1 protein-coding gene is annotated in these 1,204 nt (G+C 44.9%); it reads left to right on the top strand.

Annotation, left to right across the window (positions count from 1 at the left end):
* Positions 1 to 1,149 (top strand): elongation factor Tu (tuf, locus tag H5164_RS19770; protein WP_182757380.1); only part of this gene is annotated, 1,149 nt, incomplete at its 5' end.
* Positions 1,150 to 1,204 lie beyond the last annotated feature (55 nt).

Below are 1,204 nucleotides of genomic sequence, written 5' to 3'. Positions count from 1 at the left end.
GTAAACGTGGGCACCATCGGTCACGTTGACCATGGTAAAACAACTTTAACAGCAGCAATCTCTGCCGTTTTGTCTAAAACTTATGGTGGTGAAGTTAAAAACTTCGCTCAAATCGATAACGCTCCAGAAGAGCGTGAGCGCGGTATTACGATTAATACTTCTCACATCGAATATGACACACCAATTCGTCACTACGCACACGTAGACTGTCCAGGTCACGCGGATTATGTTAAAAACATGATTACCGGTGCTGCACAGATGGACGGCGCAATCTTAGTAGTTGCTGCGACAGACGGCCCAATGCCACAAACACGTGAGCACATCCTGCTTTCACGTCAGGTTGGCGTACCTTTCATCATCGTATTCATGAACAAGTGTGACATGGTCGATGACGAAGAATTACTAGAATTAGTTGAAATGGAAGTGCGTGAGCTTCTTTCAGAATACGACTTCCCAGGTGATGATTTACCAGTAATTCAAGGTTCAGCTCTTAAGGCACTAGAAGGCCAGCCAGAGTGGGAAGCTAAGATCCTTGAGCTTGCAGAAGCTTTAGACACTTATATTCCAGACCCAGCTCGTGACATCGACAAGCCATTCCTACTACCAATCGAAGACGTATTCTCGATTTCAGGTCGTGGTACAGTGGTAACAGGTCGTGTTGAACGTGGTATCGTTCGCGTATCAGACGAAGTTGAAATTGTTGGTGTTCGTCCAACAACTAAAACAACTTGTACTGGTGTAGAAATGTTCCGCAAGTTACTTGACGAAGGTCGTGCTGGCGAAAACTGTGGTGTGTTATTACGTGGTACTAAGCGTGATGACGTAGAACGTGGCCAAGTACTAGCTAAGCCAGGTTCAATTAACCCGCATACTACATTCGAATCAGAAGTGTACGTGTTATCAAAAGAAGAAGGCGGACGTCATACTCCATTCTTCAAAGGTTACCGTCCACAGTTCTTCTTCCGTACAACAGACGTAACAGGCACAATTGAGTTACCAGAAGGCGTAGAAATGGTTATGCCTGGTGATAACATCAAGATGGTAGTTACCCTGATTTACCCAATCGCGATGGACGACGGTTTACGTTTCGCTATCCGTGAAGGTGGCCGTACAGTTGGTGCAGGTGTTGTAGCTAAAATCATCGCGTAATAGCGACTTTAGTGAACACTAAAAAAGGAAGCTTAGGCTTCCTTTTTTATTTTTA

It is taken from the genome of Shewanella sp. SG41-3, from assembly GCF_014164545.1.
GTDB classification, from domain to species: domain Bacteria; phylum Pseudomonadota; class Gammaproteobacteria; order Enterobacterales; family Shewanellaceae; genus Shewanella; species Shewanella vesiculosa.
The sequence above is the reverse complement of the archived record's forward strand: the minus strand, read 5'-3'. Positions and strand labels throughout refer to the sequence as shown.